The organism is Stenotrophomonas sp. 05L44_2 (assembly GCF_056665995.1).
The window spans coordinates 1-5573 of the sequence record NZ_JBFTNR010000214.1; the positions used below are offsets into that span (position 1 = coordinate 1).

At 67.3% G+C, this 5573-nt stretch carries 7 protein-coding genes; 2 read left to right on the forward strand and 5 right to left on the reverse strand.

The window, feature by feature from the left end; genetic code table 11:
• The coding region (gene ruvX, locus AC1VAN_RS09365) for a Holliday junction resolvase RuvX (protein ID WP_480985687.1) at positions 1-255 on the forward strand (255 nt) is incomplete at its 5' end.
• Positions 256-271: 16 nt separating this feature from the next.
• The gene (locus AC1VAN_RS09370; protein WP_480985688.1) at positions 272-1222 is read left to right on the forward strand and encodes an aspartate carbamoyltransferase catalytic subunit; all 951 of its coding nucleotides are present in this window, start codon (positions 272-274) and stop codon (positions 1220-1222) included.
• 81 nt (positions 1223-1303) lie between these two features.
• On the opposite strand, the gene AC1VAN_RS09375 is transcribed toward AC1VAN_RS09370, so the two are convergent.
• The 5 genes from AC1VAN_RS09375 to AC1VAN_RS09395 all read right to left on the reverse strand — a co-directional run.
• Positions 1304-1795 carry an REP-associated tyrosine transposase gene (locus AC1VAN_RS09375; RefSeq protein WP_051585095.1) on the reverse strand — a complete coding sequence of 164 codons (492 nt, stop codon included), beginning with the start codon at positions 1793-1795 and terminating at the stop codon, positions 1304-1306.
• A gap of 132 nt (positions 1796-1927) precedes the next feature.
• Entirely contained in the window at positions 1928-2725 is a 798-nt protein-coding gene (locus AC1VAN_RS09380; protein ID WP_025874028.1) for a carboxylesterase family protein, read from the reverse strand.
• 70 nt (positions 2726-2795) lie between these two features.
• Positions 2796-3062: a hypothetical protein gene (locus tag AC1VAN_RS09385; RefSeq protein WP_442251280.1), complete on the reverse strand. Its 267-nt coding sequence runs from the start codon at positions 3060-3062 to the stop codon at positions 2796-2798.
• 11 nt (positions 3063-3073) lie between these two features.
• Complete coding sequence (gene mgtE, locus AC1VAN_RS09390) at positions 3074-4435, reverse strand: magnesium transporter (protein WP_480985689.1); 1362 nt, start codon at positions 4433-4435, stop codon at positions 3074-3076.
• A gap of 281 nt (positions 4436-4716) precedes the next feature.
• Positions 4717-5573 (reverse strand): putative PEP-binding protein (locus AC1VAN_RS09395; RefSeq protein WP_480985690.1); only part of this gene is annotated, 857 nt, incomplete at its 5' end.

Here is a 5573-nt window from a genome sequence, read left to right on the forward strand (position 1 = left end):
ACCCTGGACGGCCAGGACCAGCCCAACCGCAAGCGCGCGCAGGGCTTTGCCCGCCAGCTGCGGGAACGTTTCAAGCTGCCGGTGGTGATGATCGACGAGCGTTCCAGCTCGGTCGAGGCCGCCCGCCGCTTCGCCGTCGAGCGCGCCGAAGGGCGCAAGCGTCGCCGCGACGCGGCTGCGCTCGATGCCGTGGCTGCGGCGGTGATCATCGACCGCTGGTTGTCGTCGCCGGACGACGCCATTCCCATTCCCTGACGATACGAACCCCGCCATGACCGCCCAGCAACTCGATGACTCCGGCCGCCTGCGCCACCTGTTGACGCTTGAAGGTCTTCCCCGCGACACCCTGGTGCAACTGCTCGACCGCGCTGGCCAGATCCGCGATGCCGCGGTCGGCCGTGTCGGTAACAAGCGCCACGTGCTGGGCGGMKCGGCGGTRTGCACGYTGTTCTTCGAACCCTCCACSCGYACSCGCAGYTCGTTCCAKYTGGYSGCGCAGCGGCTGGGYGCGGACGTGCTGAACTTCGAYGCCTCSACYTCGTCCACGCGCAAGGGCGAAACCGCCTGCGACACGCTGAAGAACCTGGAAGCGATGGGCGTGCGCGGTTTCGTGGTGCGCCACCCCGATGACGGCGCCGTGGCGGCGCTGGCTGCGGTGGCGGGCGAGGGCACCGCGCTGGTCAATGCCGGCGACGGCCGCAGCTCGCACCCGACCCAGGGCCTGCTGGACATGCTGACCCTGCGCCAGGCCAAGGGCCCGGACTTCTCGAAGATGAAGGTGGTGATYGTCGGTGACGTCAAGCACTCGCGCGTGGCCCGCACCGACCTGCATGCCCTGCGCACGCTGGGCGTGGGCGAGATCCGCGTATGCGGCCCGCAGTCGCTGCTGCCTGACGACGACACCCTCAAGGGCTGCGTGGTCGGTGATGATTTCGACGCGATGCTGGAAGGCGTCGACGCGCTGATGATGTTGCGCCTGCAGCGCGAGCGCATGGAAGAAGGCCTGGTGCCGTCGCTGGAGCAGTACCACGCACAGTACGGCCTGAACACCGCACGCCTGGCCCGCGCCGGCAAGGATGCCGCCGTGCTGCACCCGGGGCCGATCAACCGCGGCGTGGAAGTGACCGATGAAGTGGCCGACGGCCCGCAGTCGTGGGTGCTGCGCCAGGTCGCCAACGGCGTCGCCGTACGCATGGCCGTGCTGGAAACCCTGCTGGGTTGATTGCCTCCGATTGCTGCGTTGGTGCGTGCCAACCTGGGTTGGCACGTGCACTGCTTTGGTAGATGCCAACCTTGGTTGGCACTATCCGTCCGTGCTGAATGCCTCCGGTCGATCACCCAAGGCCTCGAGCTCCCACTCGCACCATGCGTGCCGATACTGCCCCAACTGCGTCGTCAGACCCGCCCTGATCGGATTGCCCATCAGGTACATCGCATGCCGGTACAACGATTCGTCCGAGCGGATCGCATGATCGTGGTAGCAGGCCTGCCAGAAGCGCCCGCCCCTTCCCAACAACCGGTTTGCCTGCTGCGCCGTGCGCGATTTGAAGCGCTTCATGACGGTTTCCAGTGTTCCCGCACGTAGTTCGAGCAGCCAGTGGATGTGATCGGGCATGACCACGTAGGCGATCGAGCGGGTGAAGCCTTCCTGATCCAGCCTCTGGAATTCCTGGATTGCCAGGGCTGCGGCAGCGTCGTTGGCGAACAGGGGCGCACGACGATCCACGACGGTAGTCAGGATGTAGCTGAGACCGATGCTGGAGCGACGGCCGAGCAGGAGGCGGACGTTTTGCATGCCGCAAGCTTGGGCGGACACGCTTGCGACGGACATCGGGGAATGGCTTGATCTTGGGTAGGCTGGTGCCAACCAAGGTTGGCATCTACCAGAAGGGGGCCAACCAAGGTTGGCCTCTACCGGAGCAAGCGCTCAGCGCTTCTGGGCGAACAGCCACGCCCACATCGCCGCGTCGGCGTAGGTGGCATCCCAGGCATTGTGGTTGCCCTCCGCGTACTCGGTATAGCGCACGTCGCGCGCGCCGGCGGTCTGGAACGCTGCATGCAGCCGGCGATCATCATCCGGTGGCACCACGTCATCCAGCGCGCCGTGGAAGATCCAGATCGGGGTGCGCTGCAACCGTTGCGCGATCACCGCATAGGGATCCGCTTCGTTCGCCACCTGCTCGACGAACAGGGTAGGGCGTACCGCACGTGGTGCCAGCACCGCACCGCACACCGGCACGATCGCGGCAAAGCGCTTCGGATCGTCCAGCGCGATGTTCCAGCTGCCATAGCCGCCCATCGACATTCCGGTCAGGTACTGCCTTGCCGGGTCAGCGCCGAACTCGGCGATCGTGGCGTCCAGTGCCGCAATCGCCACGCGGTTGTTGCGGCCGCTCCATTCCTCGTCGCCGGGAACCTGCGGAAACACCGCCAGCGCGGGGAAGTCGGCCGCGTGCCGACGCAGGTACGGGCCCAGGCCTGCGTGGGTCTGCTTCACGCCATCGCCGCCGCGCTCGCCGGAGCCGTGCAGGAACAGCACCACCGGCAGCGGACCAGCCGCGCGCGCGGCAGCGGCCGGTATGAACACCTGGTAGTAGGCGGTGTCGCCGTCCACCTTCACCGCACGTGCCTCGAAGTGGCCGCGGGCACCGGGCGGCGTACTGGCACACCCGGTCAACATCAGCAGGGCCAGCAGCGGCAGCCAGCGCAGAAGCGATCGAAGCATTGCGGTTCCCATGAGGGCGATGTCGCCTCGATGGTAGTGCGCCGCGACCGGCCCGGCATCGTGCGCCGCATCACTGCGGGCGCGGGAAGCTGGCGATGATCTCCAGCTGCTCCTGTGCTTCGGCATTGCCGCCTGCGGCTGCGGCCTGCACCTGCGCCATGTCCGGGTGCAGCACCACCAGCAACGGGTTGTCGCACACCGGGCACACATACTCGGTGGCGTCCTCGTCCAGTTCCATCACCATTGCCCGCGAACTGCCTTTCCACTCGCAGGCGGCACAGGTGTGAAGCTGGTCGCGCCAACCCGGCGCAAAGTAGTTTTCGATCGTCGTTGCCATGGCAGTTCCAGTCAGTGCAGCAGGACCATGGTGGCCAGGCCGAGGAAAGTAAAGAAGCCCATCGAGTCGGTCACCGCTGTCAGGAAGATGCCGCTGGCCAGCGCCGGATCGAAGCCGAAGCGCTTCAGGCCCAGGGGCACCAGCACGCCGGCCAGTGCCGCGAACAACAGGTTGCAGGTCAGCGCGATGGCGATCACGGCCGAGAGTCCGGGCGAGTGGAACCAGGCGAGCACGATCAGGCCCAGCACCGAACCGAGCACCACGCCATTGAGCAGGGCCACCCGCACTTCCTTCCACAGCAGCGTGCGTGCGTTGGAACTGCCGACCTGGCCCAGTGCCAGGCCGCGCACCATCAGTGCCAGCACCTGGGTGCCGGCGTTGCCGCCGAGTCCGGCGACGATCGGCATCAACACCGCCAAGGCGACCAGCTTGTCGATGGTGCCCTCGAAGTGGCCGACCACGCTGGAGGCCAGGAAGGCTGTGCACAGATTCACCGACAGCCACATCAAGCGGCGGCGCATCGCGCGCCAGACCGGGCTGAACAGGTCCTCGTCCTCGTCCAGGCCGGCGGCGCCCAGCGCCTGGTGCTCGGCCTGGCCACGGATGATGTCGACCACGTCATCGATGGTGATGCGGCCGATCAGGATGTTGTTGTCATCCACCACCGGCGCGGAGATCCAGTCATGGTCGGAGAACTGCCGCGCCACTTCCTGGTCGCTCTCGCCGACATCGATGGCAGGCTGCTCATCGTCGATCAGGCGGTTGATCGGGGTGGTGTCTTCGTGGGTCACCAGCGAGGCCAGCGACACCCGGCCCAGGTACTGGTGGCGGCGGCTGACCACGAACAGGTGATCGGTGTGGTCCGGCAGTTCGCCGCGCAGGCGCAGGTAGCGCAGCACCACATCGACGTTGACGTCGGCGCGTACCGTCACCACGTCCGGGTTCATCAGGCGGCCGGCGCTGTCCTCGGGGTAGGACAGCACCTGCTCCAGGCGCTCGCGGTTCTCGCGGTCCATCGACTTGAGGACTTCGTCGATGACCGTGTCCGGCAGGTCTTCGACCAGATCGGCCAGATCGTCGATGTCGAGGTCTTCGACCGCGGCGATGATTTCGTCCGGGTCCATGTCCGCGAGCAGGCTTTCGCGCACGTCGTCGCCGACGTGGACCAGCACCTCGCCATCGTCTTCCGGATCGACCAGGCCCCAGACGATCTCACGCTTGCCCGGCGGCAACGATTCGAGCAGGTTGCCGATCTCGRCCGGCGCCAGGGTATTGACCAGACGGCGTACCGGRCCCAGYCGMCCGCTGTCCAGTGCATCGGACARCAKCCGCARCTGGCGYGCMGTCTTGTCGTGGCGTACGGCYTCRGCCATCGCAGCTCCYGCGGGAWAAGAAAAGCCGCGATCCCAGCAAGGATGCGGCAACAGGGGTGTTCAGCGTGTCATTATCGCAAGGGGATGTTTCAGCGCATACCCCGCTGGCCACAGGCCACTGGGGTCCACGCATGCCACCTCATCCCCCGCCTGTCGGCGCGCTCCTTGAACAACAAGGGGCTGCTGCTCCAGATCGAATCCGCCGGGCATGGCCCGGCGCTACCAAAGGTGACACGCGGCGGTAGCGCCGGGCCGTGCCCGGCGAGCGCGTAGCGCGGGGGTCAGGACGCGTCCGCCACAAGCGCCAGCCAGCGCTCGATGCCGCGGCGGTCACGCATGCCCAGCAGCTTCGGTGCGCGGGCGCGCAGGGCTCCCAGATCGGCATCACGGACAGCACGACGTACTTCCAGCAGGGTGCCCGGGTGCAGGCTGAACTCGGTCAGGCCCAGTGCCAGCAGCAGCGGGGTCATCCGTGCGTCGCCCGCGATTTCGCCGCATACCGCCACCGGAATGCGATGGCGTGCGCCGGTCTCGATCACCATCTGCAGCAGGCGCAGCACGGCCGGATGCAGCGGCGAATACAGTTCGCCCAGGGCTTCGTTGTTGCGGTCGGCGGCCAGCAGGTACTGCACCAGATCGTTGGTGCCGATCGACAGGAAGTCGACCAGATCGATGAAGCTCTCCAGCGCCAGCGCGGCGGCGGGTACTTCGATCATCGCGCCCAGTGGCACATGCTCGGCCACCATGTGGCCCTCGGCGCGCAGCTGCTCGCCCAGTTTCAGCATGCGCCGGCGCACCGCCAGCAGTTCGTCGCGGGTGCTGACCATGGGCACCAGCACGCGCAGCTTGCCGTAGGCCGAGGCACGCAGGATCGCGCGCATCTGGGTGTCGGCCACCTTGGGCCGCGCCAGCGACAGGCGCACGCCGCGCAGGCCCAGCGCCGGGTTTTCCTCGTTGCTCAGGGTCAGGCCGGTGCGGTCGGCCTTGTCTGCACCCAGGTCGAGGGTGCGGATGGTCACCGGCCGGCCACTCATGCCCAGCGCCGCATCGCGGTAGGTCTGGAACTGTTCTTCTTCGTCCGGCAGCTCGTTGCGCTGCAGGAACAGGAATTCGGTGCGGTACAGGCCCAGGCCGTGGG